Annotated in this window: 20 protein-coding genes; 6 read left to right on the forward strand and 14 right to left on the reverse strand. The window is 65.5% G+C overall.

What is annotated here, in order from left to right:
• Positions 1–27 precede the first annotated feature (27 nt).
• Positions 28–1,524 (reverse strand): diguanylate cyclase, encoded by a 1,497-nt coding sequence (locus P6U28_RS36445; protein WP_407120726.1) that lies wholly within the window; start codon positions 1,522–1,524, stop codon positions 28–30.
• Between the two features lie 142 nt (positions 1,525–1,666).
• Between P6U28_RS36445 and P6U28_RS36450 the strand changes: the two genes are divergently transcribed.
• Positions 1,667–1,930 (forward strand): hypothetical protein, encoded by a 264-nt coding sequence (locus P6U28_RS36450; RefSeq protein WP_162500452.1) that lies wholly within the window; start codon positions 1,667–1,669, stop codon positions 1,928–1,930.
• Positions 1,931–2,199: 269 nt separating this feature from the next.
• Here the strand turns inward: P6U28_RS36450 and P6U28_RS36455 are convergent, their stop codons facing one another.
• Positions 2,200–5,076: an EAL domain-containing protein gene (locus P6U28_RS36455; RefSeq protein ID WP_162500451.1), complete on the reverse strand. Its 2,877-nt coding sequence runs from the start codon at positions 5,074–5,076 to the stop codon at positions 2,200–2,202.
• A 154-nt stretch (positions 5,077–5,230) separates the two neighbouring features.
• Positions 5,231–6,229 (reverse strand): NAD(P)H-quinone oxidoreductase, encoded by a 999-nt coding sequence (locus tag P6U28_RS36460; RefSeq protein ID WP_407120727.1) that lies wholly within the window; start codon positions 6,227–6,229, stop codon positions 5,231–5,233.
• A gap of 111 nt (positions 6,230–6,340) precedes the next feature.
• On the opposite strand from P6U28_RS36460, the gene P6U28_RS36465 reads away from it, so the two are divergent.
• Entirely contained in the window at positions 6,341–6,532 is a 192-nt protein-coding gene (locus P6U28_RS36465) for a DUF1192 domain-containing protein (protein WP_209295081.1), read from the forward strand.
• A 492-nt stretch (positions 6,533–7,024) separates the two neighbouring features.
• A complete protein-coding gene (locus tag P6U28_RS36470; protein ID WP_209295082.1) occupies positions 7,025–7,534 on the forward strand; it encodes a DUF1465 family protein in 510 nt (169 codons plus the stop codon).
• Between the two features lie 166 nt (positions 7,535–7,700).
• Here the strand turns inward: P6U28_RS36470 and rpmE are convergent, their stop codons facing one another.
• Positions 7,701–7,928, reverse strand: coding sequence for a 50S ribosomal protein L31 (gene rpmE / locus P6U28_RS36475; protein WP_027573780.1), 228 nt, complete (start codon positions 7,926–7,928; stop codon positions 7,701–7,703).
• 197 nt (positions 7,929–8,125) lie between these two features.
• Between rpmE and P6U28_RS36480 the strand changes: the two genes are divergently transcribed.
• Positions 8,126–9,976, forward strand: a complete 1,851-nt coding sequence (locus tag P6U28_RS36480; protein WP_407120728.1) for an ABC transporter ATP-binding protein/permease — start codon at positions 8,126–8,128, stop codon at positions 9,974–9,976.
• A gap of 68 nt (positions 9,977–10,044) precedes the next feature.
• Here P6U28_RS36480 and P6U28_RS36485 read toward each other — a convergent pair whose 3' ends face one another.
• From P6U28_RS36485 to P6U28_RS36495, 3 genes are all read right to left on the reverse strand, one after another.
• Positions 10,045–10,494, reverse strand: coding sequence for a GNAT family N-acetyltransferase (locus tag P6U28_RS36485; protein WP_407120729.1), 450 nt, complete (start codon positions 10,492–10,494; stop codon positions 10,045–10,047).
• Positions 10,494–11,522, reverse strand: coding sequence for a peptidoglycan -binding protein (locus tag P6U28_RS36490; RefSeq protein WP_122405701.1), 1,029 nt, complete (start codon positions 11,520–11,522; stop codon positions 10,494–10,496). Before P6U28_RS36490 ends, P6U28_RS36485 begins: the two co-directional genes overlap by 1 nt.
• A gap of 157 nt (positions 11,523–11,679) precedes the next feature.
• Positions 11,680–12,696, reverse strand: a complete 1,017-nt coding sequence (locus tag P6U28_RS36495) for a flagellar motor protein MotA (protein WP_407120730.1) — start codon at positions 12,694–12,696, stop codon at positions 11,680–11,682.
• 340 nt (positions 12,697–13,036) lie between these two features.
• On the opposite strand from P6U28_RS36495, the gene P6U28_RS36500 reads away from it, so the two are divergent.
• Both P6U28_RS36500 and P6U28_RS36505 read left to right on the forward strand, forming a co-directional pair.
• Entirely contained in the window at positions 13,037–14,230 is a 1,194-nt protein-coding gene (locus tag P6U28_RS36500; RefSeq protein WP_407120731.1) for an efflux RND transporter periplasmic adaptor subunit, read from the forward strand.
• Positions 14,231–14,449: 219 nt separating this feature from the next.
• Positions 14,450–17,602 carry a multidrug efflux RND transporter permease subunit gene (locus tag P6U28_RS36505; protein WP_407120732.1) on the forward strand — a complete coding sequence of 1,051 codons (3,153 nt, stop codon included), beginning with the start codon at positions 14,450–14,452 and terminating at the stop codon, positions 17,600–17,602.
• Positions 17,603–17,737: 135 nt separating this feature from the next.
• Here the strand turns inward: P6U28_RS36505 and P6U28_RS36510 are convergent, their stop codons facing one another.
• The 7 genes from P6U28_RS36510 to gap all read right to left on the reverse strand — a co-directional run bounded on the left by P6U28_RS36510 (position 17,738) and on the right by gap (position 25,119).
• Positions 17,738–18,529 (reverse strand): inositol monophosphatase family protein, encoded by a 792-nt coding sequence (locus P6U28_RS36510; RefSeq protein WP_122405697.1) that lies wholly within the window; start codon positions 18,527–18,529, stop codon positions 17,738–17,740.
• An 84-nt stretch (positions 18,530–18,613) separates the two neighbouring features.
• The gene (locus P6U28_RS36515) at positions 18,614–19,690 is read right to left on the reverse strand and encodes a tetratricopeptide repeat protein (protein WP_129144415.1); all 1,077 of its coding nucleotides are present in this window, start codon (positions 19,688–19,690) and stop codon (positions 18,614–18,616) included.
• Positions 19,691–19,698: 8 nt separating this feature from the next.
• Positions 19,699–20,388: a thiamine phosphate synthase gene (locus P6U28_RS36520; protein ID WP_407120733.1), complete on the reverse strand. Its 690-nt coding sequence runs from the start codon at positions 20,386–20,388 to the stop codon at positions 19,699–19,701.
• Between the two features lie 3 nt (positions 20,389–20,391).
• Positions 20,392–21,417 (reverse strand): class I fructose-bisphosphate aldolase, encoded by a 1,026-nt coding sequence (locus tag P6U28_RS36525; RefSeq protein WP_129144413.1) that lies wholly within the window; start codon positions 21,415–21,417, stop codon positions 20,392–20,394.
• A 240-nt stretch (positions 21,418–21,657) separates the two neighbouring features.
• Entirely contained in the window at positions 21,658–22,725 is a 1,068-nt protein-coding gene (fba, locus tag P6U28_RS36530) for a class II fructose-bisphosphate aldolase (RefSeq protein WP_122405693.1), read from the reverse strand.
• A 39-nt stretch (positions 22,726–22,764) separates the two neighbouring features.
• Entirely contained in the window at positions 22,765–23,961 is a 1,197-nt protein-coding gene (locus tag P6U28_RS36535; RefSeq protein ID WP_122405692.1) for a phosphoglycerate kinase, read from the reverse strand.
• A gap of 150 nt (positions 23,962–24,111) precedes the next feature.
• The gene (gene gap / locus P6U28_RS36540; RefSeq protein ID WP_122405691.1) at positions 24,112–25,119 is read right to left on the reverse strand and encodes a type I glyceraldehyde-3-phosphate dehydrogenase; all 1,008 of its coding nucleotides are present in this window, start codon (positions 25,117–25,119) and stop codon (positions 24,112–24,114) included.
• Between the last annotated feature and the right edge of the window lie 76 nt (positions 25,120–25,195).

Genomic DNA, 25,195 nt, shown 5'->3' on the forward strand with positions numbered 1-25,195 from the left:
TCCTCGCAATGACGGGGGGAGAGCGCCTCACGCCACCAGCGACAGCTTCGGCAGGCTCGCGACCACGGACTGGTTGCGCCCACCGGCTTTGGCGGCATAGAGCGCCTTGTCGGCGGCGGCAACGAGGACCGACCAGTCCATGCCGGCGGCAGGGACGAGACCGGCGATGCCGCAGGAGACAGTTGTGCTTGCCTGATCGTCGGACCAGCCCTGCAGCTTGAGGCGGATCGTTTCGGCCACCTTGAAGGCATCGGCAGCCGAGGTGTTCGGCAGCAGCACGGCGAATTCCTCGCCGCCATAACGCGCGGCGCAGTCGCCGGCGCGGCTCACCGAATCGGAAATGCAGATGGCGATGCCCACCAGCACCTGGTCGCCGGCCTGATGGCCGAACGTGTCGTTGTAGGCCTTGAAATGATCGGCATCGATCATCAACAGCGCGATCGGTGCCTTCTGGCGCATGGCGCGTCGCCATTCGGCGTCGATGACGGAATCGAATTTGCGGCGGTTCTTCAGGCCCGTGAGCGCGTCCGTCGTCGCCATCTCCTCGAGCTTGCGCTCGGCATCGGCGCGCCGGCCGATCTCGCGCGCGAGCACCAGCGTCGATCCCAGCACGAACAGCGCGAGCGCCAGCACCACGACGCCGATGCGGAGCGCCTCCTTCTCCCAGAGCGCGAACACTGCGGCCAGGGGTTTGCCCGCCACCACGAACAGCGGTCCACCGTTGCTGCTGCGGACATAGAGCCGCAGCGTCGCATCGACCGGGCCCTGTCCCGAATACGAGGCGCCGGCCGGGAGATTGTCGGCCTTCCAGTTCTGGCGGTCGTTCAGGTTCGTGCCGATGATGTCGAGATCGAACGGCCGCCGCATCATGATGGTGCGGTCGCGCTTGAGCACGGTGATGGTGTCGTCGGGATCGAGGTTCAGACGCTCGAACAATTCGTGGAAATAGCTGAAGCGGATCGAGCCTGCGACGACGCCCATGAAGCCGCCGTCACCGTCACTGATGCGCCGGCTCAGCACGATGGAATAGGCGCCGCGAAACAGCATCGGGCGGCTGATGAAGAGCCCGAGCTCCGAATTGTCGCGATGAACCCTGAAGTAGTCCTCCTCGCTGCGGTTGTCGGGGAGGGGATCGAGCGTGGAGGCGTCGATGGTCAGCCGGCCCTCGGCATCGAATACCTGGATGGCGCCGAAATGCCTGGCGGTGGCCGCATGGTCGAACAGGATCAGTTGACGGATCGGCTTGGAGACCGTCGCGAGCTCGGGCAGCAGCATGTTGGCGGCGACCGCCTTCAGCGACAGGTCGTAGATCTCGATGTTGCGGCTGATGTCGGACTCGATGGTCGTCGCGAGGTTCTCCAGCGTCTGGTGGGCGAGCGCCTCCTCGCCGCGGCGCATGTCCAGCATCACGTTGGCGCAAATGGCGGAGAAGCCGATCACCGTCACCACGGACGAGATGATCAGCAGCTTCGCCGAAATCCGCCACGGCTGGCGGGCCGTGACGTCGCGCCATCCAGACAACATTGTTCGCTCCTGGCACTAGTGGATGCGCCCGAAAGCTTGAGCAGTGTTTAAGGCAGGACGGCGCTGCCGCAATGAGTTAAGAATCGGTGTATGCGGCGCACGGTTTTGGGCAGCCGCATGTGAGCGGGACGAGAGGACGATTGTGAACGACTACCACGCGTTGCGCGATTATCTGATGCGGCAGAAGCAGGACGAGTTCGTGCTGAGCTTCGAGCAGATCGAGGAGATCATCGGCGCGGCACTGCCGCGCGCAGCGCATCGTGCCTCCTGGTGGGACAGCTTGCGCAGCCCCGACATCCAGATGCCGCAACGCGAAGCCTGCCTCGCCGCCGGCTTCGTGGCGATGCGGATGCCTGATGGCCAGAGCGTGCGGTTCAGGAAGCAGAAGAGCGACCGGCGGCGGTAGCGCGTGCGGCACGCTGCCAGCCTCCCTGGAGGGCGGCAGGGCTATCGCATTTGAGAGCATTTGCTGTTGCCATCCTTCGAGACGCCCGCTTTGGGCGGGTTCCTCGGGATGAGGACGCATTGCGCGGCAGCAGTTTCAACGGGCCCTGATGCTGACTAGCCTCATCCTGATGAGGAGGCGCGTAAGCGCCGTCTCGAAGGACGAGGCGTGCGCTCAGGCCGCCACGACTCATATGCGATTCCCCTGCCTTGTGGGCAGGGTAAGAGAACCTAGCTCGCCGCTTCCAGCCGCACTTCCGTCAAGAGGCGCATTGCGGCGTCCGCGTCCATCGGCTCGCCGAAGGCAAAGCCTTGCGCGTATTCGCAGCCCATCTGGTAGAGCTCGACGGCGTCGGAATCGGTCTCGGCGCCTTCGGCCACCACGTCCATGCCGAGATCGTGCGCGAGCGCAATGATCGACTTCAGGATCACCGGGCGGGTGCCGCGGCTGGTGGTGCGCACGAAGGACTGGTCGATCTTGATGGTGTCGAACGGGAAGCGCTGGAGATAGGCCAGCGACGAGTGGCCGGTGCCGAAATCGTCGAGCGACAGCCCGGTGCCGAGCTCGCGGATCCGCGTCAGCATCTGCGCCGCGTGCTCCGGATTCTCCATCACCAGCGATTCCGTCAATTCCAGCTTCAGCGTGCCGCGCGCCACCGAGGAGCGCGACAGCACGGTGCGGACGTCGTGGATGAGGTCGTGGCGCAACAGCTGCCGTGAGGAGACGTTGACGGAGGCGAAGATCGGCTCGCGCGAGCGCATCGCGCGCTGCCAAACCGAGAGCTGCTTTGCGGTCTGGTCGAGCACGAACATGCCGAGGTCGACGATCAGCCCGGTCTCTTCGGCGATGGTGATGAACTCCGACGGCGCCATGCGGCCGAGCTTCGGGTGGTCCCAGCGCGCCAAGGCCTCGAAGCCGGCGATCGAGCGATCCTCCAGCCGCACGATCGGCTGGTACAGAATGGTGATCTCCTGCCGCTCGATGGCGCGGCGCAATTCGCTCTCCAGCGTCAGGCGATCCGTCTTCCGCGCACGCATCGCCGGCTTGTAGACGTCGATGCGGTCGCCTCCGATGCGCTTGGAATGATACATCGCAAGCTCGGCGTCCTTGATGATCTCGTCCGTCAGCTGAACCTGCGGATCGGAGAGCGCAAGGCCGATCGATGCCGTGAGGAATATCTCGCGATCGTTGAAGGCGATCGGCGCGCGGATGGTCTTGCGGATGGTCTCGGCGAAATTGGTGATCCGCGCCGGATCCTGCTCCGACAGCAGGATCAGGCCGAACTGGTCGCCGGCGAGCCGCGCCAGCGTGTCCTGCGGCTTGAGGATGCGGGTGAGACGACGGGCGAGGGTCAGCAGGATGGAATCGCCGACCGCAATCCCGACGGAATCGTTGACCTGCTTGAAGCGGTCGAGGTCGATCACCATCAGCGTCGGCCGCAGCGTCGGTACGGTCTTGGCGAAGTTTGCGACCGCGCCGAGCCGGTCCATGAACAGTTTTCGGTTGGGCAGGCCGGTGAGGTTGTCATGCACGGAATCGTGCAGCAGGCGTTCTTCGGCGTTGCGCAGCTCGGTGACGTCGGTGAGGGTGCCGACCACGCGCGAGACTTCACCATCGGAGCCGACGACGGGGCGGGCCTTCAGCGCGAACCACATGAAATGGCCGTCCGGCGTGCGCAGGCGGAAATCCTGCACCAGGCGGCCGCGGCGTTGGTCGAGCACGCTGTCGAGCGCAGCGCGGAAACGGTCCTGGTCGAGCGGATGCAGCACCTCGAGCCACGAGGCTGCGGGCCCTTCCAGCGTGCCGCGCTTGAGGCCGAGCAGGGCTTCGGTCTCGGGGCTGGTGAAGACCTTGTCGGCGGAGACGTCCCAGTCCCAGATCAGGTCGCCGGAGCCGGCCAGCGCCAGCGCACGGCGCTCGATGTCGGAGACGACGCCGGTGGTGGCGCCGCCGCCGGCAAAGGCGTGCTGCATCACCGTGAAGCCGATCAGCATCACGATCAGCACGAGGCCGCCGAGCAGGGCAGGGCCGACGATGTCGTTGGTGACGGAGCCGGCGACCGTCATGCCGGCTGCGACCACCCAGACCACGAGGAGGAACCAGGTCGGGATTAGCAGCACGGCGCGGTCGAAGCCGTGGGTGGAGAGATAGACGATCAGCGAAAAGCCGGCGAAGGCGATCAGCACCAGCGAGATGCGCGCGATGCCGGAGGCGACGGCCGGATCGAACAAGGCGAGTGCGACGAGAGACCCGAGGAACGCCAGCCAGCCGACCGTGATGTGCGAATAGCGCACATGCCATCGACTGAGGTTGAGATAGGCAAACAGGAACACCAGCAGTGTCGCCGCCAGGATCGCCTCACCCGCCGCGCGCCAGATGCGCTCGGCGTTGTTCGACATGTCGAGCACCTTGCCCCAGAAGCCGAAATCGACCCCGATATAGACCAGCACCGCCCAGGCCAGCGCCGCGGCCGCCGGGAACATGATGCTGCCCTTCACCACGAACAGAATGGTGAGCACGAGAGCCAACAGACCGGAGATGCCGATCACGATGCCCTGGTAGAGCGTGAAGGAGTTGACCTTGTCCTTGTAGGCTTCCGGCTCCCACAGATAGAGTTGCGGCAGCTTGTCGGTGCGCAGCTCGGCGACGAAAGTGACGACGGCGCCCGGGTCGAGCGTGATGCGGAACACGTCGGCGGTGGCGCTTTCCTGACGTTCGGGCCGGTCACCGATCGAAGGCGTGATGGTCGCGATCCGTGATAGCCCGAGATCGGGCCACAGCAATCCTGAGGAGACGATGCGGTAATGCGGGGCGACGATCAGGCGGTCGAGCTGGTCGTCGGTGTTGTTGGCGAGCGCGAACACCACCCAGTTCTGGCCGCCTTCGCGGGCGCGCACCTCGATGCGGCGGACGATGCCGTCGGTACCGGGCGCCGTGGAGACCTGGATGCGATCGGCATCACTGCGCTGATGCTCGAGCACGCCGGTGAGGTCGATCGCGGGCGCGTCGCTACGGACGCTGACGGCGTCGAGCGCACGCGCGGGATACGCGGCGACAAGAATCATGAGGCCCAGCGCGATGGGCGCGAGGCACCTGATCAGACGCAAGGTCAGCTCTCCGCGTTCGACGCAAACTCTTTAGTGCAAGGCGAATCTAAAAGGCGATTTCAGACCGGACCGAGGTGGTTCGGTGCGTCGCGATAGATGCCACGAAAGCGAGGAAAATCAAAGGGTTTCCGGCCTGCTTTGGTGGGCCGGCGGCCTAGGCCTCCAACACAATTTTGCCAATATGTGCGCTCGTCTCCATGCGCCGGTGGGCGTCCGCCGCCTTTTCCAGCGGGAAACTGCTGTCCATCACCGGCTTGATGCGGCCTTCGCGCAAAAGCGGCATCACTTTCTGCTCGATCGCGGCCACCATTGCCGCCTTGTCCGCATTACTACGGGGGCGCAGCGTCGAGCCGGTATGAGTCAGGCGCTTGACCATGAGCTTGGCGATATTGACGCTGACCTTGGGGCCGTTCAGGGTCGCGATCTGGACGATGCGGCCGTCGACCGCGGCGGCATCATAGTTGCGATCGACATAGTCGCCGGCGACCATGTCGAGGATCAGGTTGACGCCGACGTTGTTGGTCTCCGCCTTGACCACGGCGACGAAATCTTCGGTCTTGTAGTTGATGGCGCGGTCGGCCCCCAGCTTGAGGCAGGCGTCGATCTTGTCCTGCGATCCCACAGTGACGAACACCTTCGCGCCGAATGCTTTCGCAAGCTGGATCGCCATGGTGCCGATGCCGGAGGAGCCGCCATGGATCAGCAGGGTCTCGCCGGCCTTGAGGCCGCCACGCTCGAACACGTTGTGCCAGACCGTCATCAGGGTTTCCGGCAGCGCGCCGGCTTCCTTCATCGACAGTGCCGGCGGCACGCTCATGGCCTGGGCGTCCTGCGCGATGCAATACTGCGCATAGCCGCCGCCGGCGACCAGCGACATCACCTTGTCGCCGATCTTGTGCCGCTTGGCGTTGCTGCCGACCGCGACGACTTCACCCGCGATCTCGAGGCCGGGCAGGTCGCTGGCGCCGGGCGGCGGCGGATAGGCGCCGGAGCGCTGCGCGACGTCGGGCCGGTTGACGCCGGCCGCTTCGACCTTGACCAGGATCTCGTCAGGACCCGGCTGCGGCACGGCGCGTTGTTCGGGCACCAGCACCTCCGGTCCGCCGGGCTTGGAGATGGCGACCACGGTCATTTGCGCGGGCAGCTTGTCCATGATGTGTCCTTGAGCAAAGGTGCAGGAGGAAACGAGGCCCTTGCTTAGCCAGCGCCATCCAAGCTGGCAACCATCTCGGCCATGGTCCAGCGCGAATGCAGGAGGAACGACATGCCGATCGAAGACGACGACCGTCCGCGCAAGAAGGTCCCCCACGAAATCGGCCAGGATCTCTCACTCTTGTCGGCCGAGGAACTGACGGAGCGCGTCGCGCTGCTCAAGACCGAGATCGCAAGATTGGAAGAAGCTGCCACCAAGAAACGCGCCTCGCGCGATGCGGCGAACAGTTTCTTCAAGTCGTAGGACTCTCCTCTCGTGTCCCGGACACGGTGCAGCGCATCGCGCTGCTCCGCAGAGCCGGGACCCATGCCTCGCCAAACATCTCAGCCAAAGGACTGGGCCCAGGCTCAGCAGCGCAGCACTTCGTGCTGCACTGCGTCCGGGGCACGTCGGCGGCTCGGCCACTGGCCGACATGGCTAACGAACTCTCAAAAAATTAGCTCGTTTACTTCAGATTAAGCTTTCGGGTTTATGACCGGAACTGTCCTTGTTTGGACACCGAGTGGCTCCTGTCCACTCTGTTTGACGCCTCCCTGTTATCAACTTTCAAAGCCGCCGGTCTCCGGCGGCTCTTTTTTGTTTTGCGTCTATTCCCGGTTGAATTCCAAAGGATGACCCGCGGAAACCATATCCGCGCTTGTCACTGGACTCCGCGCTCCGCCCGCGCAATGATTTGTTCATCATAAGCCGGCGCCCAAGCCGGACAGTCAAACAGTTGCGTAAGAGGCGTTAACCATGGAACGTTTGCAGGCCGAGGGCGCTCTCGTTCAACTCAGCGAGAGGTTCACCAATTCTGCGGCGTTCGGCAACCTGTTCCGTGAAGGCATGGATCTCGTCGAGGAAACCGCCGCCTATCTCGACGGCGCAGGCCGCATCGAGGCCAAGGCGCTCGACCGCGCCGTCAGCCTCACCTATGCGACCGAGAGCATGCGTCTCACCACGCGCCTGATGCAGCTCGCTTCCTGGCTGCTGCTGCACCGCGCGGTGAAGGAAGGCGAGATGACGCTGGTGCAGGCCAACCGCGAGAAGACCAAGGTCAAGCTCACCGCTGCCGATCCCGGCCCCGCCGACACCATCGAGAAGCTGCCCGCACAGCTCCAGGACCTGATCCATCGCTCGATGAGCCTGCAGTCCCGTGTGCGCCGCCTCGACACCACCATCCACACCCCGCCGGCGGAACACTCCGCGATCGGCAACCCGCTGGTGCCGCACCTCAACGCGCTGAAGGCCGCGTTCGAGCGGTAAGGCCCATCTGCCGTCATTGCGAGTGAAGCGAAGCAATCCAGAAATCCCGCTGCAGGGGCAGTCTGGGTTTGCTTCGTCGCAAGCGTTCCTCGCAATGACGGTAGCCGCAAAACAAAAACGCCCCTGGTCTCCCAGGGGCGTTTTTCGTCTCAGCCTTGCGGCCGGATCAATCCTTTTTGAGGAAGCCCGAAAACTTCTTCTGGAAGCGCGAGACGCGGCCGCCACGATCCATGATCTGCGCGGAGCCGCCGGTCCAGGCCGGGTGCGACTTCGGGTCGATGTCGAGGTTCAGCGTGTCGCCTTCCTTGCCCCAGGTCGAGCGGGTCAGGTACTCGGTTCCGTCGGTCATCACGACCTTAATCGTATGATAATTCGGATGAATTTCGGCTTTCATGGCAAATTCCTCGGCGCCCGGCGCCTGTTCTGGTGGCTAGCGAATGACGGATTTGGGCGGCTCTATACCTCACGAAACCCAGCAAAACAAGCCATCCCGGGCGGCTGGACCGGGTTTGCCCCTAAGGGACTTCCCGGATTTGCCACTACCACCACACCGGCCTATTGGGAGCAAAGCAATGCAATAGGTCGGATATCATGAGCGCAGTGGAACGGCTTGATGACCACGAAGTCGAACGGCCTGCAATGAACTCCGCGGACATCCCCTCGATCGAGGCCGAGCTGATCGAACAGCCCGCCAAGGGACGCGCGAAGCTGCGGCCGCTGCTTGCGCTCGCGCCCTATGTGAGCCGCTATCGCGGCCGGGCGGCGCTGGCCTTCGTTGCGCTCACGATCGCAGCACTGACGACGCTGCTGGTGCCGGTCGCGGTGCGCAGGATGATCGATTTCGGCCTGACGCCCGAGGGCATCGAGCTGATCAACAGCTACTTCTCGGTCATGCTCGCGGTCGTCGGCGTGCTCGCGTTCGCGAGCGCCGCCCGCTACTACCTCGTGATGACGATCGGCGAGCGCATCGTCGCCGATTTGCGCCGCGACGTCTTCGCCCATCTGCTGTCGCTCTCACCCGCCTTCTTCGATTCGGCGCGCAGCGGCGAGCTGATCTCGCGCCTCACCGCCGACACCACCCAGATCAAGTCCGCCGTCGGCGCCTCCGTGTCGATCGCGCTGCGCAACCTGATGATGTTCCTCGGTGCCGCCGTGATGATGGTGATCACCAGCCCGAAGCTGTCGGGCTTCGTGCTGCTGGCGATACCTTTGATCGTGCTGCCGCTGGTCGCATTCGGCCGCTGGGTGCGGCGCCTGTCGCGCAATGCGCAGGACACGCTCGCCGAGGCCTCCGCCTATGCGGGCGAGCTGGTCGGTGCGATCCGCACCGTGCAGGCCTATACCAGCGAGCGGTTTGCCGAGACGCGTTTCGGCGGCGAGGTCGAGCAGGCCTATGAAGCCGCGCGAACCTCGACCCAGGCCCGCGCCGTGCTCACGGCCATCATCATCTTCATCGTGTTCGCAAGCGTGGTCGCGATCCTCTGGATCGGCTCGCATGACGTGCTCACCGGCGCCATCACGCCGGGCCGGCTCGGTCAGTTCGTGCTTTACGCCGTGTTCGCGGCAGCGGGCCTCGGCCAGCTCAGCGAGGTCTGGGGCGAGGTTTCGGCGGCTTCAGGCGCGGCCGAGCGCCTGTTCGAGATTTTGCATGTAAAGCCCGAGATCACCGCGCCCGCGGCGCCGCTTGCGCTGCCGCTGCCGGCGCGCGGCGAGGTCGGCTTCGATCGGGTCAGCTTCGCCTATCCGGCGCGGTCCGACGTCAAGGTGCTGGACGCGGTGTCGTTCACCGTGCGGCCCGGCGAGAAGGTCGCGATCGTCGGTCCTTCCGGTGCCGGCAAGAGCACGATCTTTCATCTGCTGCTGCGCTTCTATGATCCGCGCAGCGGGACGGTCGTGCTCGACGGCGTCCCGGTCAAATCCGCCGCCCCCCGTGATTTCCGCGCCCGCATCGCGCTGGTGCCGCAGGAATCGGTGGTGTTCGCGGCCACCGCCCGCGAGAACATCCGGTTCGGCCGGCCCGATGCGACCGATGCCGAGGTCGAGCGCGCCGCCGAGCTCGCCCACGCCGCCGAGTTCATCCGCCGCCTGCCCGAAGGTTTCGAGACGGCGCTCGGCGAGCGCGGCGTGACGCTGTCAGGCGGCCAGCGCCAGCGCATCGCGATCGCCCGCGCCATCCTGCGCGATGCGCCGCTCTTGCTGCTGGATGAAGCCACCTCCGCGCTCGATGCCGAAAGCGAGACGCTGGTGCAGACCGCGCTGGAAGAATTGATGCGCCACCGCACCACGCTGGTGATCGCGCATCGCCTCGCCACCGTGCTCTCTTGCGACCGCATCCTGGTGATGGACCAGGGCCGGATCGTCGAGCAGGGCACGCATGCCGAGCTCGTGGCGGCCAACGGGCTCTATGCGCGGCTGGCGCGGTTGCAGTTCGAGGGGGCGTGAGCCTGATCGTTTCACCACGACAGCTGTCATCTCCCGCGAGGGCGGGGGAGGGTGGCGGCAGCAAACCCCTAGCAGGGCTTCCATACCATCTTCAGCACCGGCCGGCCCGAGGTCGGGTTCACGTCGTCGCCGGCATGGGCAAAGCCGTTGCGCTCGTAGAAGCGGATGGCGCGGACATTGTCCTTGTTGACGAGCAGCGTGACGCCCGACGGCGACAGCCGCTTGGCCTCATCCACCAGCAGCCTTGCCGCATCCGAGCCCCAATGGACGGGATCGACGACGAGCTGGTCGAGATAGCCTTCGCCGTCGATGGTGACGAAACCGATTAGCGCGCCGTCCTGTTCCGCCACCACGACCTGGGCCTTCGGCACCAGATCCTTGCGCCAGCGCTCGCGCCACCAGTCCAGCCGCGCGGCGAAGTCGATCTGCGGATAAGCCTGCTGCCAGGTGCGATGCCAGAGATCGATCGCAGCGGCTTCGTCCTCAGTGCGGTAGGGGCGGAGGTGGAGCGCGCTCACTACCGCTCCGTCAGCTTCAGCTCGATGCGGCGGTTGCGCTTATAGGCCTCCTCGGTGTTGCCGGTATCGAGCGGCTGGAATTCGCCGAAGCCGGCGGCGACGAGGCGCTGGGCCGGCACGCCGAGCGAGATCAGATATTGCACCACCGAGATGGAGCGGGCCGCGGACAGGTCCCAGTTCGACTTGAAGTTCGGACCGTTGACCGGACGCACATCGGTATGGCCGTCGACGCGCAGCACCCAGGGAATCTCGCTCGGGATCTTCTTGTCGAGGTCGATCAGCGCGGTGGCCAGGGTGTCGAGCTCGGCGCGCCCCTCGGGCAGCAGCGTCGCCTGGCCGGTGTCGAAGAACACTTCGGACTGGAACACGAAGCGGTCGCCGACGATGCGGATATCGGGGCGGTTGCCGAGGATGGCGCGCAGCCGGCCGAAGAATTCCGAGCGATAGCGCGACAATTCCTGCACGCGCTGCGCCAATGCAACGTTCAAGCGGGAGCCCAGATCGGCAATGCGGCTTTGCGATTCCTTGTCGCGCTTCTCGCTGGCATCCAACGCCTCTTCCAGCGCCGCCAATTGCCGGCGCAGCGCGCTGATCTGCTGGTTCAGCACCTCGATCTGCGCCAGCGCTCGCGCCGAGACAGCCTTCTCCGACTCCAGCGCCTTGCCGAGCTCGGCGGTCTTGCCCTGCGCGTCGCTGCCGGCGGCGGCTAAGCCCTCATAGAGACCCTTGATGCGGTCGCGCTCGGACTCGGCCGAGGCGAGGCCCGCTTTCAGTTGCGACACCTGGTCGTCGAGCGAGAGCTTGCCGAGCTTCTCCAGCGACAACAGCTCGTTGAGCTGGGCGATCTTGGCGTTGAGCTGCTCCAGCGCCTTGTCCTTGCCGGTGACCTCCTGCGAGAGGAAGAACTGCACCACCAGGAACACCGACAGCAGGAACACGATCGACAGCACCAGCGTCGACAGTGCGTCGACGAAGCCGGGCCAGTAGTTGAATGCGCCTTCGCTGCGGCGGCCGCGCGCTAGAGCCATTTCCGTCTCCGTTTCTCTCGTGTCCCGGACGCGGTGCAGCGCCTTGCCGATGCGCCGCTGAGCCGGGATCCAGCGCTGGTTGAAGATTCTGGGCCCCGGCTCGGCAGCGTATCACTGCGTGCTGCGCTGCGTCCGGGGCACGCGCTCTCCATTGCTGCTAACTCTTCTCCGGCTGCCGCGCGATGCGCTCCAAGAGGCGCCGGATCTCGCGGTTCTGCTCGCCCTGGCCGTCGGCCCATTCGCGGATCATCTGTTGCTCGGTGCGCATGTGCGAGACCAGCGCCTGGATCGCTTCGGCAAGGCTCGCCATCGCCGCCGTGGTGCCGCGGTTGGCGCTGCCTTCCTCGAGCACGGAGCGCAGCCGCTCGACGGCGGCCTGGAGTTCGCCGCTGGCCACGCCACCGCCGCCGGACGCGGCCGCCACTTCGTCCTTGCCATACTCGCGCACGGTGGTGGCGAGCCAGTCTTCCAGGTCGGTGTAGAAGCGGTTCTGCGCCTGGCTCGATTGCAGATCGAGGAAGCCGAGGATCAGCGAGCCGGCAAGGCCGAACAGCGAGCTGGAGAACGAGATGCCCATGCCGCCGAGCGGGGCGGCGAGGCCCTCCTTGAGGGTGTCGAACAGGGAGGCGGCATCGCCGCCGACCTTGAGCCCGTCGATCACCTTGCCCACCGAGCCGACCGTCTCGATCAGGCCCCAGAAAGTGCCGAGCAGGCCGAGGAAGACCAAGAGGCCGGTCATGTAGCGCGAGATATCGCGGGCTTCGTCCAGCCGGGTCGCGATCGAATCGAGCAGGTGCCGCATCGTGGTCTGGGTGATGGTCATCCGCCCAAAGCGCTCGCCACCCAGGATCGCCGCCATCGGCGCCAGCAGCTTGGGGTGGCGGGCCGGGGCAAGGCCAGGATCGGCGATACGGAAATTATTGACCCAGGAGACTTCGGGGTAGAGCCGGATCACCTGGCGGAAGGCCAGCACGATGCCGATGAACAGCACCGCCCCGATCAGGGCATTGAGCCCGGGATTGGCAAAGAAGGCCTGGATGATCTGCTTGTAGAGCACCACGCCCACCAGCGTGCACAGCACCAGGAAGACCAGCATCCGCACCAGGAAGACGCTCGGCGAGGACAGTTTGGTGTACTCGATATCCATGGTGGAGCGGGAAGTGCCAGACCGCATGCCTGTATCATCCGTTACGAAGCTTGATTGCGGGGCGCACTATGGCACAGCGCCAGCCCAAAAAAAGCGCCGGATGCGCCGATTTCGGGGACAGCTTGTCCGCCGCCTGATTGCGCTGTTCCGTCGCAGCACGCCGCGATGGAACTCGACTCACAATCGGGTGAGGCTGCAAAAGCCATCTGAACTCAACGGGATATGCCGTGTGACAATGAGCCGCCCGCGGCATGCGTTGCGTCGCAGCACCGCCATTCTATTTTAACGGCATCGGCCGCGCGCCGCGACCCAGAACGGGCCCGCGCGGAGCGTGATCAGTTTCAACAACACCGGGGCACCCCACTTCATGTCAGGACTTCGTGCGCGATCGGCATGCGTTGCAATGATGCTCGCGGCCCTTGCGCCGCTGCTGGGCGCTTGCGAGGAATCCAGCTCCGCCGTGTCCGCCGCCCAGCCGCCCGACCCTGACGTCAGCATCGTCGTCGTCAAGCCGCAGCCGCGCGCCGTGGTGCGTGAGCTGCCGGGCCGCATCGCGCCGACGCGGGTCTCCGACGTGCGGCCGCGCGTGTCCGGCATCGTGGTCGAGCGTCTGTTCCGCCAGGGCAGCGAGGTGAAGGCGGGTGATCCGCTCTACCGCATCGATCCGCGTCCGTTCGAGGTCGAGGTGATGGCGAGCGAGGCCGCGCTTGCCAAGGCCGAAGCCGCCGCGATGCAGGCGCACCAGCAGGCACGCCGCATTGCCGCGCTCACCAAGGATCGCGCCGCGCCGGAGGCCGAGAACGAGAAGGCCATCGCCGCCGAACGCCAGGCTCAGGCCGAGGTCGACGGACGCAAGGCCGAGCTTGCGCGCGCAAAGCTCAATCTCGACTACGCGACCGTGCGCGCGCCGATCGACGGCGTCGTCGGTGCGGCGCTGGTCAGCGAGGGCGCGCTCGTCGTGCAGAACGAAACCAATCTCGCCACCATCCAGCAGCTCGATCCGATCTATGCCGACTTCACCCAGTCGGTGACCGAGCTCAACCAGCTCCGCCGTGCCTTCGAGACCGGCGACCTCGAGCGCATTGCGGCGGATGCCGCCAAGGTGCGCCTGGTGCTCGACGACAACACCATATACTCGCTCGACGGCAAGCTGCTGTTCTCCGACGCCAAGGTCGATGCCCATACCGGGCAGGTGACGTTGCGCGGCGAGTTCCCCAATCCCAAGCGCGAACTGCTGCCGGGCATGTATGTCCGGGTCCGTATCGACCAGGGCCTCGATTCCGACGCGATCGCGGTGCCGCAGCAGGCGATCCAGCGCAATGGCGGCGGCGGCAGCGAGGTGTTCGTGGTCAAGGACGACAACCATATCGCGGTGCAGCCGGTGCGAACCGGGTCGGTGCAGGACGGACTCTGGTTCATCACCGAAGGCCTGAAGGCCGGCGACAAGGTCGTGGTCGAGGGCTTCCAGAAGTTCGCGGCCGGCGACAGGGTCAAGCCGCAATCCTGGTCGGAAGCGGAGGCAACCGCGGACAACAGGCACGCCCTTAAGCTCACGCGGTAACGCGCCAGCGCCACTCAGAACACCTCTCCCGTAGGGAGAGGTCGGATCGTATCGAAAGATGCGATCCGGGTGAGGGGTTTCAGTTTCACGGAGCGTTGCGGCCCCTCACCCGGATTGCTCTGGACGATGCTTCGCATCGCGAGGTGCAAGCCGACCTCGGACAACCGGCCGAACCTAACTTCATCAAGCCCGAACGAAACAACGAGGGTAAAGCGGCAAATGCCGAGCTTCTTCATCGACAGGCCGATCTTCGCCTGGGTGGTCGCGCTGTTCATCTGCTTGATCGGTACGATCGCGGTGCCGCTGCTGCCGATCGCGCAATATCCGATCATCGCGCCGCCCTCGATCTCGGTCTCGACCAGCTATCCCGGCGCCTCGCCCGAAAACCTCTACAACAGCGTCACGCGGCTGATCGAGGAAGAGCTCAACGGCGCCGCCAACATCCTCAACTTCGAATCGACCAGCGACTCGCTCGGCCAGGTCGAGATCATCGCGAACTTCCAGCCGGGTACCGATACCAGCGCCGCCTCGGTGGAGGTGCAAAACCGCATCAAGCGCGTCGAGGCGCGCCTGCCGCGCGCAGTGATGCAGCAGGGCATCCTGATCGAGGAAGCCTCCAGCGCGGTGCTTCAGATCATCACGCTGAACTCGACCGACGGCAGCTTGGATGAGGTCGGCCTCGGCGACTTCATGATCCGCAACGTGCTCGGCGAGATCCGCCGCATTCCCGGCGTCGGGCGCGCCACGCTGTATTCGACCGAGCGCTCGCTTCGCGTCTGGGTCGATCCGGCCAAGCTCGTCGGCTATGGGCTGACAGCCGACGACGTCAACAAGGCGATCGCCGCGCAGAACGCGCAGGTCGCCTCGGGCAGCCTTGGTGCCGAGCCGTCGACGTCGAGCCAGCGCACCTCCGCACTGGTGCTGGTCAAGGGTCAGCTCTCCTCCCCGGAGGAGTTCGGCGCCATCATCCTGCGCGCCAATGCCGACGGTTCGACCGTACGCCTGCGCGACGTTGCACGCATCGAGGTCGGCGGCCTCAGCTACCAGTTCAACACCCGCCTCAACGGCAAGCCGACCGCCGGTCTCTCCGTGCTGATGTCGCCGACCGGCAACGCGCTGGCGACCGCGAGCGCGGTCGAAGCCAAGATGAAGGAGCTGTCGCGCTTCTTCCCGGCCAACATCACCTACGAGATCCCCTACAACATCACGCCCGTGGTCGAGGCCTCGATCAAGAAGGTGCTGTCGACGCTGGTCGAGGCCGTGGTGCTGGTGTTCGTGGTGATGTTCCTGTTCCTGCAGAATATCCGCTACACCATCATTCCGACCATCGTGGTGCCGGTAGCGCTGTTGGGGGCTTGTTCCACGCTGCTCCTCGCCGGCTACTCCATCAACATGCTCTCGATGTTCGGCATGGTGCTTGCGGTCGGCATCCTCGTCGACGACGCCATCGTCGTGGTCGAGAACGTCGAGCGCATCATGGCCGAGGAAGGTCTCTCGCCGAAGGAAGCGACGCGGAAAGCGATGTCGCAGATCACCGGCGCCATCATCGGCATCACCTTGGTGCTGATGGCGGTGTTCGTGCCGATGGCGTTCTTCCCGGGCTCGGTCGGCATCATCTACCGCCAGTTCTCGGTCACCATGGTCGCGGCGATCGGCTTCTCCGCCTTCCTGGCGCTGTCGCTGACGCCGGCGCTGTGCGCCACCCTGCTCAAGCCCGTTGCGGCCGGCCACGGTCATGCGAGGCGGGGCGTGTTCGGCTGGTTCAACCGCATGCTCGAAGGCGGCAAGGAGCGCTATTCGCGCACTGTCGGCTTCTCGCTGAAGCGCACCGGCCGTTTGATGCTGGTCTATGCCGCGCTGCTGGTCGGCCTGTCCTGGGCCTTCGTCAATCTGCCCGGCGGCTTCCTGCCCGTCGACGACCAGGGCTTCGTCACCACCGACGTGCAGACGCCGTCGGATTCGTCCTATGCCCGCACCGAGGCGGTGATCGAGAAGGTCGAGAAATATCTCGCCGCACGGCCGGGCGTGAAGGATGTCACCTTCCTCACCGGCTTCAGTTTCTCCGGCCAGGGCATGAACACCGCGCAGGCGTTCATCACGCTAAAGGATTGGTCGGAGCGCGGGTCGAAGGATTCCGCCTCGGCGATCGTCAACGACATCAACCGCGACCTGTCCTCGATCCGCGATGCCAAGATCTCCGCGCTGCAGCCGCCGCCGATCGACAATCTCGGCAATTCCTCCGGCTTCTCGTTCCGTCTCCAGGACCGCGGCCAGAAGGGCTATCAGCAATTGATGCGCGCCGCCGACCAACTGATCGCGGAGGCCAATGCGAGCCCGGTGCTGCAGAAGGTCTATATCGAAGGCCTGCCCGAGGCCGGCGTGGTCAATCTCATGATCGATCGCGAGAAGGCCGGCGCCTTCGGCGTCACCTTCGAGGACATCAACAACACGATCTCGACCAATCTCGGCTCGAACTACATCAACGATTTCCCGAACCGCGGCCGCATGCAGCGCGTCGTGGTGCAGGCCGACGCCCGCGACCGCATGCGGACCGAGGACATCCTCAACTACAACGTCAAGAACAGCCGCGGCCAGCTGGTGCCGTTCTCGTCCTTTGCCACGGTGGAATGGGCACGCGGGCCGACGCAGATCGCCGGCTTCAACTACTATCCGGCGGTGCGCATCTCAGGCGAAGCCAGACCCGGCTTCACCTCGGGCGATGCGATCGCCGAGATGGAGCGGCTCGCCGACAGATTGCCGCGTGGCTTCGGCTATGAATGGACCGGACAGTCGCTCCAGGAGAAGCTCTCCGGCTCGCAGGCGCCGTTCCTGCTCGCGCTCTCCGTGTTTGTGGTGTTCCTGTGCCTCGCCGCGCTGTACGAGAGCTGGACCATTCCGCTGGCGGTGCTGCTCACCGTGCCGCTGGGTATCGTCGGCGCGGTCGCCGCAGCGACGCTGCGGAGCCTGCCCAACGACGTCTACTTCACCGTCGGCCTGATCACGATCATCGGCCTTGCGGCCAAGGACGCGATCCTGATCATCGAGTTCGCCAAGGATCTGCGGAAAGAGGGCAAGCCGCTGGTCGAAGCCACCATCGAAGCCTGCCGCCTGCGCTTCCGCCCGATCCTGATGACCGGCCTCGCCTTCATCTGCGGCGTGCTGCCGATGGCCATCGCCCACGGCGCCGGTGGCGCCAGCCAGCAGGCGCTCGGCAGCGTCGTGATGGGCGGCATGATCGCGGTGGTGATCCTGGCACTGCTGATGGTGCCGGTGTTCTTCGTCTCGGTGCAGCGCGTGCTGGGCGGAGATCGGGAGCCGCAGGCGGCGAAGGAAGGCGAGGCGTATGGACCGCCGGCGCCGGTGAAGCCGTAAGGCACATTGTCATGCCCCGCGCAGGCGGGGCATCCACTACGCCGCGGCCTGTCCGTATCAAACTGAGGTCTCTGGAATACTGGATCACCCGCTTTCGCGGGTGATGACAGCGAAGTGGGTGAGCGAGCTTCTGCCTTACGCCGGCTTCCGCAAAATCTTCACCAACTCCCCGTGCACGAACTCATTGCCGCACACGACGTGACCCGTCGCCAGCGCATCGCCCGGCGTGTCGATGTCGCTCACCGTGCCACCGGCTTCCTTGACCATGATCTGCCCGGCCGCGATGTCCCAGGGCGACAAATTCCGCTCCCAATAGCCGTCGAGGCGCCCCGCCGCGACGAAGGCGAGGTCGAGGGCGGCCGCGCCGAAGCGGCGGAGTCCCGCGACGCGGTTCTGGATCGCGGTCATCTCGCGGCGGAATTCCTCATGGTCGCCGCGGCCGATATGGGGCAGGCCGCAGGCCACCACGCATTCATTCAGCTGGCGGCGGCCGGCGACGCGCAAGCGCTGGTCGTTGAGGAAGGCGCCCTTGCCGCGCTCGGCGATGTAGAGCTCGTCATTGGCGGGGTTGTAGATCACGCCGGCGATCACGGTGCCCTCGCGCGCGAGGCCGATCGAGATCGCAAATTGCGGGATGCCGTGCAGGAAGTTGGTGGTGCCGTCGAGCGGATCGACGATCCAGGTGTGGCTCTTGTCAGTGCCCTCGCGCGTGCCGCCCTCTTCGCCGATGAAGCCGTAGCCGGGCCGGGCCTTGGCGAGATCCTGATAGAGGATCTCCTCGGCGCGCTTGTCGGCAAGCGAGACGAAATTCGCCGGCCCCTTCAGCGAGACCTGGAGATGCTCGATCTCGCCGAGATCGCGCTTGAGGCTGCGGCCGGCGCGGCGCGCCGCCTTGACCATGACGTTGATAGTGGCGGAATACAGCATGAGCTTTCGGTCTAGATCGGGGAAATGGCGCAGAACCGCGCCTGTTTGAGGGATGGGGTGCCCTGCGAGGACGCCAACGTCAAGTCATTTGGTCCCGAGCCATTTCCTGGCGGCCGCCTCGGCCTTGGCGCGGTCCTCAGCCGGCAGTTCAGAGAACTGCTTGTCGAGCTCAGGGTCGCCCTTGCCGCCCGTTTTGGCCACCAGGTGCCATTTGAAGCCCTCGACCTTGTCCATGGGGGTGCCCACGCCGTTGATCAGCACCCATGCCAGCCGGTTCTGCGCGATCGCGTTGCCTTGCCGGGAGGCCTTGCGGAGCAACGCGACGGCAGCCGGCTGGTTCTTCGGTGTGCCGGTGCCGTTGAACATCGCGATCGCATATTCGACCTCGGCATCGACATTGTCGGCGAGCGAGGCAGCCTGGAGCAGCCGCACCGCGCGTTCCGGGTCCTTCGGCACGCCGGTGCCTTCCTTGTAGAAGGTCGCGAGTGCGTATTGCGCCTCGGGCAGGCCGGCGTCGGCGGCCTGGCGCAGCAGCTCCGCTGAGCGCCGGACGTCCTGCGGCAGCGTCTGGCCGTCCAGATAGAGCAAGGCGAGGTTGTAGGCCGCCTTGGGCTCGCCGAGCTTGGCGGCAGAGGCCATCAGCTTGACCGCCTCGTTCTTGTCGACCGGACCGCCGCGACCCGAAATGCGCAGCATGGCGAGCGCGAACATCGCCTCGCGGTCGCCGGCATCCGCCGCGCGCTTGTACCATTCGGCTGCCTTGGCGTAGTCGCGCCGGATGCCCATGGCGTTGGAATAGAGCTCGCCGAGCATGGTCATCGCCTTGGGATCGCCGGCTTGTGCGCGGCCGGTGGCGAGCTCGAAGGCCGTCTTGTACTGGCCGCGCTGATAGGCGCCGAACACCAGATCCACATTGGGGTCGTCGTTGGGCGGCGCCGGGATCACGGTCGCGGCCGGCTGGGGTGAGGGCGACGGCTTGGGAGAGGCCGAAGGCTTCGGCGCGGGCGCGGCCTCCTTCTTCTTGGTGATCGTGTGCGGTTTCGGCTTCGGTTTTTCGGCGGGTGCGCTCGGCGTTGTGGCCGGCGGCGTGATCTGGAGCTGTGCGGCCGCGGACGCTGTGAGCAGCAGCGTGGCCAGCATGGTGATGCATGGGAGCTTCATGTCGGGCGCTAGCCGTGCTCCTGACTCGCAGGATCTTGGCCGGCCGGCGCCGTCGCATGGGCCTTCTTGATCGCAGCATCGACCTCGATCAGCGCGGCCTTGGGCCCGCGGGGATCGGCCCAGATGAAGTCGCCGACCAGCACGAAATCGGCGCCGCTGGCGGCGAAATCGTGCGCCTCGTCCAGCGAAATGGCAAAGCCGACGCAGGGCGGCTCGAACAGCTCGGCCCACCAGTCCAGCCGTTCGGCAATGGCCTGGGATGACGGGCGCTGGCCGTTTTTGTCGGGCTCGCCGAACAGAACATAGTCGGCGCCGATCTCGCCCGCGCTCATGGAATCGTGGCGCGTGGCAAGTCCTCCGACGCCCGCGATGCGATCGGGCTTGAGCGAGGGCATCGCCTCCTCCAGGGCGGCGATCCCGGAGAGATGCGCGCCATCGGCGCCGCCGCGCGCGACGATTTCAGGATGACCATCGACGAGGAGCGCTGCGCCTGCCTTCTGCACCGGCGGCGCCAACACCTTGATGCGCGAGATCATGGTGCGCTGATCGGTCTCCTTCAGCCGCAGCAGCACGGCGGCGACATCGGCGGAGGCGAGCAGGGCCGGCAGCTCGGCGACCAGCGCAGCTGGATCATCGACCACAGGCGTCGCGAGGTAGAGACGCGGCGCCGGGCGCGGCGGAGGCGGTTTGTTCGACAAGATCTAGGCTGCCTTCTGTTCCAGGCTGCTTTGCCATTTGCCCTTGGACGCAAGGCCGTTCATCCGGGCGCGATGGCTGAAGGCGCGCTGGCCGGCCGCGACATTCTCGGCTTTGCCCGACCAGGCCTTCTGCGGCGCGGCCTGCAGCGCGCGGCCGTAGGAGAAGGTCAGGCCCCAGGGCAGCGGGCCGAGCTTGTGCATCGCGTTGAGATGCGCGGTTGCCTCCTCGTCGGACTGGCCGCCGGAAAGGAAGGCGATGCCGGGCACCGCCGCGGGCACGCAGGCCTTCAGCAGCCGTATCGTCTTCTCCGCGACCTCTTCCACAGAGGCCTGCTTGGGACATTTCTTGCCTGAGATCGCCATGTTCGGCTTCAGCACCATGCCTTCGAGCGCCACGCGCTGCACGCGCAGCTCCTGGAACGTGTTGTCGAGCACGCGTTGCGTCACCTCATAGCAGCGATCGATGTCGTGGTCGCCGTCCATCAGCACCTCCGGCTCGACGATCGGCACGATCTGCGCGGTTTGGCACAGCGCGGCGTAGCGCGCCAGCGCGTGGGCGTTGACGTTGATCGCGGTCATCGAGGGGATGCCGCTGCCGATGTCGATCACCGCGCGCCATTTGGCGAAGCGCGCGCCGCGCTCATAGTATTTCTTCAGGCGCTCGGCGAGCTTGTCGAGCCCGACGGTCACGAGCTCGCCCGGGCACATCGGCAGGGCTTGCGTGCCCTCGTCGACCTTGATGCCGGGAATGGCCCCGCTCTGCTCGATCAGCTTGATCAGCGGCGTGCCGTCCTTGGCATCCTGCCAGATCGTCTCGTCATAGAGGATGACACCGGAGATGTATTGGCTCATGGCGTCCTTGGAGCGAAACAGCATCTCGCGATAGTCGCGGCGGTTCTCTTCCGTCGATTCCACGCCGATGGCATCAAACCGCTTCTTGATGGTGCCGGAGGATTCGTCGGCGGCAAGGATACCCTTGCCGGGGGCGACCATGGCGGTCGCGATCCGGTTGAGCTCAGTCAGATTCATCGAGAGGTCCTCCCAAAAACGATTCTGCCCTTGCCCGCGAAAATAGACCGTTCTCGGGCAATTGCCGAGTTAACGTTCGTCGCAGGGTAAAGGGGCTTTCTGCCATTCCGGGATGCGCCGAAAGGCGCAGGCCCGGAATCCATAACCCCAGGCTGTGGTTATGGATTCCGGGCCCACGCTTCGCGCGTCCCGGAAACCCGGGAATGGGCTTGAAACGGCTTACGCCACCTTCGCGATCGCTTACGCGACGCGGGGATCGAGCTCGCCCTTGGCGTAGCGCTTGGCCATCTCGGCGGTGGTCAGCACCTTCTTGATCTTGGAGGCCTGGCCCGCCGTGTTGAACTCCTGCAGGCGCTGCTTGCACAGCTTGGTCATGGCTTCCATCGCCGGCTTCAGGTACTTGCGCGGATCGAACTCTTCCGGGCTGTCCTTGAGCACTTTCCGGATCTGGCCGGTCATCGCCATGCGATTGTCGGTGTCGATGTTGATCTTGCGCACGCCGTTCTTGATGCCGCGCTGGATCTCGCTGACAGGTACGCCCCAGGTCGGCTTCATCTTGCCGCCATAGGCGTTGATGATGTCCTGCAGCTCCTGCGGCACTGACGAGGAGCCGTGCATGACGAGATGCGTGTTCGGCAGCTTGCGGTGGATCTCCTCGATCACGTTCATGGCGAGGATGTCGCCGTCGGGCTTGCGGGTAAATTTGTAGGCACCGTGGGACGTCCCCATCGCGATCGCGAGCGCGTCGACCTTGGTCTCCTTGACGAACTTCACGGCCTCGTCCGGGTTGGTCAGGAGCTGGTCGTGGCTGAGCTTGCCTTCGGCGCCGTGGCCGTCTTCCTTGTCACCCATGCCGGTCTCGAGCGAGCCGAGCACGCCGAGTTCACCCTCGACGGAGATGCCGCCGAGATGGGCCATGTCGGTCACGGTCTTGGTGACACCGACATTGTAGCCCCAGTCGCCGGGGGTCTTGCCGTCGGCCTTGAGCGAGCCGTCCATCATCACGGAGGTGAAGCCGGCCTGGATCGCGGTCATGCAGGTCGCGGGCTCGTTGCCGTGGTCGAGATGCACGCAGACAGGAATGTGCGGATAGATCTCGGTCACCGCGTCCATCATGTGCTTGAGCATGACGTCGTTGGCGTAGGAGCGCGCGCCGCGCGAGGCCTGGATGATGACCGGCGCATCGACCTGGTTGGCCGCGTCCATGATCGCCAGCGCCTGCTCCATGTTGTTGATGTTGAAGGCCGGTACGCCGTAATCGTTCTCCGCCGCATGGTCGAGCAGTTGACGTAACGTGATCCGAGCCATCTGTCTTTTTCTCCCGTTGGGGCCTGCAAGGCCGCTTGATTACTTGGTGCGCAGAACTTCGACGCCGGGCAGGGGCTTGCCTTCCATCCATTCAAGGAACGCGCCACCGGCGGTGGAGACATAGGTGAAGTCACCGGCCACATGGGCCTGGTTGAGCGCCGCGACGGTGTCGCCGCCGCCCGCGATCGAGATCAGCTTCTTGGCCTTGGTGCGCTCGGCGGCGTGCTTGGCGGCCGCGACCGTGCCGCGGTCGAACGGCTGCAGCTCGAAGGCCCCGAGCGGTCCGTTCCAGACCAGCGTCGCCGCATCGTCGATCGCGGCGTGGACGCGCGCGACCGATTGTGGGCCGACGTCGAGGATCATGCCGTCGGCGGGGATCGCGTCGAGCCCATAGGCATGCGCGGGCGCGTTGGCGGCGAAATGGTAGGCGACGGTGGCGTCGACGGGAAGGATGATGGCGCAGTTGGCGGCGTTCGCCTTCTCCAGGATGCGCAGCGCGGTCGGCGCGAGGTCCTTCTCGGCCAGCGACTTGCCGATCGCAACGCCCTGCGCGTGCAGGAAGGTGTTGGCCATGCCGCCGCCGATCACGAGCGCATCGACCTTGGTGACGAGGTTTTCCAGCAGGTCGATCTTGGTCGAGACTTTTGCGCCGCCGATGATCGCGATCACAGGCTTGGTCGGCGACCCCAGCGCCTTCTCCAGCGCATCGAGCTCGGCCTGCATGGTGCGGCCTGCATAGGCGGGCAGCTTGTGACCGAGGCCTTCGGTCGAGGCGTGGGCGCGGTGTGCGGCCGAGAAGGCGTCATTGACCCAGATGTCGCCGAGCTTGGCGAGCTCCGCGACGAAGGCAGGATCGTTCTTTTCCTCTTCCTTGTGGAAGCGGGTGTTTTCGAGACACAGGATGTCGCCGTCCTTCAGGCCGGCCACCGCCTGTGCTGCGGGCTCGCCGATGCAATCGTCGGCGAAGGCGACGGGTTTTTTCACCACCTTGGACAGCGCTTCGGCAACCGGCTTGAGCGAGTCCTTGGCATCGCGTCCCTTCGGCCGGCCGAAATGCGCGAGCAGGATGACCTTGCCGCCCTTGTCCGAGATTTCGCTGATGGTCGGCGCAACGCGCTCGAGCCGCGTGGCATCGGTGACGCGCCCGTTCTCCATGGGCACGTTGAGATCGACGCGCAGCAAGACGCGCTTGCCCTTCACGTCGACGTCGTCGAGGGTGCGGAATTTGTTGGTCATCTGAGAGGCCCTTGTCCCGGGCGCACCGCGGCGCGCAGCGCTGCTGTGCAGAACCGGGACCCACGTTGCGGCGAGTCCCGCGGTTGAGATGGGTCCCGGATCTGTGAAGCAGCGTTTCACGCTGCATCGCGTCCGGGACATGGAGCGTCCTCAGATCACCTTGCTCATCGCGACGGCGGTGTCCGCCATGCGGTTCGAGAACCCCCACTCGTTGTCGTACCAGGACATCACGCGCACCAGCGTGCCGTTCTGCACCTTGGTCTGGTCCTCGTGGAAGGTCGAGGAGTGCGGGTCGTGGTTGAAGTCGATCGAGACGTTCGGCGCGTTGGTGTAGCCGAGGATGCCCTTGAGCTGCTGCTCGCTGGCGCGCTTCATCGCCGCGTTGACTTCCTTGGCGTCGGTGGCGCGCTTGGCGACGATCTTGAGGTCGACGACCGAGACGTTCGGGGTCGGCACGCGGATCGCGACGCCGTCGAGCTTGCCCTTGAGTTCCGGCAGCACGAGGCCGATCGCCTTCGCAGCGCCGGTCGAGGTCGGGATCATCGACATCGCCGCGGCGCGGCCGCGGTAGAGATCCTTGTGCAGCGTGTCCAGCGTCGGCTGGTCGCCGGTGTAAGCGTGGATCGTGGTCATGAAGCCGGTCTCGATGCCGACGAGATCGTTCAGCACCTTGGCGACCGGCGCGAGGCAGTTGGTGGTGCAGCTTCCGTTGGAGACGACGAGGTGATCCCTGGTCAGCGTCTCGTGATTGACGCCGTAGACGATGGTGGCGTCGGCGCCGTCGGCGGGCGCGGAGACCAGCACACGCTTGGCGCCGGCGGTCAGATGCGCGGAAGCCTTGTCCTTCGAGGTGAAGATGCCGGTGCATTCCAGCGCGATGTCGACGCCGAGATCCTTCCACGGCAGCTTCGAAGGATCGCGCTCGGCGGTCACCTTGATCTTGCCGCTGCCGAGGCTGATGGAGTCGCCCTCGACGGTGACGGTGCCGGGGAAACGGCCATGGACGCTGTCGTAGCGGAGGAGATGGGCGTTGGTCTCGACCGGGCCGAGATCGTTGATGCCGACGACCTCGATGTCCTTGCGGCCTGACTCGGCGATAGCCCGCAGGACGTTGCGGCCGATGCGGCCAAAACCGTTAATTCCGACGCGGACTGCCATGTTTCGTCTCCTTCAATGACCGTTGTCATCCCGCACAACGCGCGCTTGGCGCGCTTGCGAGGGTTTTTTAGGGGCG

The organism is Bradyrhizobium sp. STM 3561 (assembly GCF_045571455.1).
GTDB classification, from domain to species: Bacteria; Pseudomonadota; Alphaproteobacteria; order Rhizobiales; family Xanthobacteraceae; genus Bradyrhizobium; species Bradyrhizobium vignae.

What these genes read in the sequence shown, in the direction of transcription:
- rpmE (WP_027573780.1), bottom strand. Translation starts at nt 7,928, where the DNA reads ATGAAAGCCGAAATTCATCCGAATTATCATACGATTAAGGTCGTGATG.
- P6U28_RS36465 (WP_209295081.1), top strand. Translation starts at nt 6,341, where the DNA reads ATGCCGATCGAAGACGACGACCGTCCGCGCAAGAAGGTCCCCCACGAA.
- P6U28_RS36495 (WP_407120730.1), bottom strand. Translation starts at nt 12,696, where the DNA reads ATGCGGTCTGGCACTTCCCGCTCCACCATGGATATCGAGTACACCAAA.
- fba (WP_122405693.1), bottom strand. Translation starts at nt 22,725, where the DNA reads ATGGCTCGGATCACGTTACGTCAACTGCTCGACCATGCGGCGGAGAAC.
- P6U28_RS36490 (WP_122405701.1), bottom strand. Translation starts at nt 11,522, where the DNA reads ATGGCTCTAGCGCGCGGCCGCCGCAGCGAAGGCGCATTCAACTACTGG.
- P6U28_RS36505 (WP_407120732.1), top strand. Translation starts at nt 14,450, where the DNA reads ATGCCGAGCTTCTTCATCGACAGGCCGATCTTCGCCTGGGTGGTCGCG.
- P6U28_RS36445 (WP_407120726.1), bottom strand. Translation starts at nt 1,524, where the DNA reads ATGTTGTCTGGATGGCGCGACGTCACGGCCCGCCAGCCGTGGCGGATT.
- P6U28_RS36510 (WP_122405697.1), bottom strand. Translation starts at nt 18,529, where the DNA reads ATGCTGTATTCCGCCACTATCAACGTCATGGTCAAGGCGGCGCGCCGC.
- P6U28_RS36535 (WP_122405692.1), bottom strand. Translation starts at nt 23,961, where the DNA reads ATGACCAACAAATTCCGCACCCTCGACGACGTCGACGTGAAGGGCAAG.
- gap (WP_122405691.1), bottom strand. Translation starts at nt 25,119, where the DNA reads ATGGCAGTCCGCGTCGGAATTAACGGTTTTGGCCGCATCGGCCGCAAC.
- P6U28_RS36460 (WP_407120727.1), bottom strand. Translation starts at nt 6,229, where the DNA reads ATGGACAAGCTGCCCGCGCAAATGACCGTGGTCGCCATCTCCAAGCCC.
- P6U28_RS36515 (WP_129144415.1), bottom strand. Translation starts at nt 19,690, where the DNA reads ATGAAGCTCCCATGCATCACCATGCTGGCCACGCTGCTGCTCACAGCG.
- P6U28_RS36470 (WP_209295082.1), top strand. Translation starts at nt 7,025, where the DNA reads ATGGAACGTTTGCAGGCCGAGGGCGCTCTCGTTCAACTCAGCGAGAGG.
- P6U28_RS36500 (WP_407120731.1), top strand. Translation starts at nt 13,037, where the DNA reads ATGTCAGGACTTCGTGCGCGATCGGCATGCGTTGCAATGATGCTCGCG.
- P6U28_RS36480 (WP_407120728.1), top strand. Translation starts at nt 8,126, where the DNA reads ATGAGCGCAGTGGAACGGCTTGATGACCACGAAGTCGAACGGCCTGCA.
- P6U28_RS36525 (WP_129144413.1), bottom strand. Translation starts at nt 21,417, where the DNA reads ATGAATCTGACTGAGCTCAACCGGATCGCGACCGCCATGGTCGCCCCC.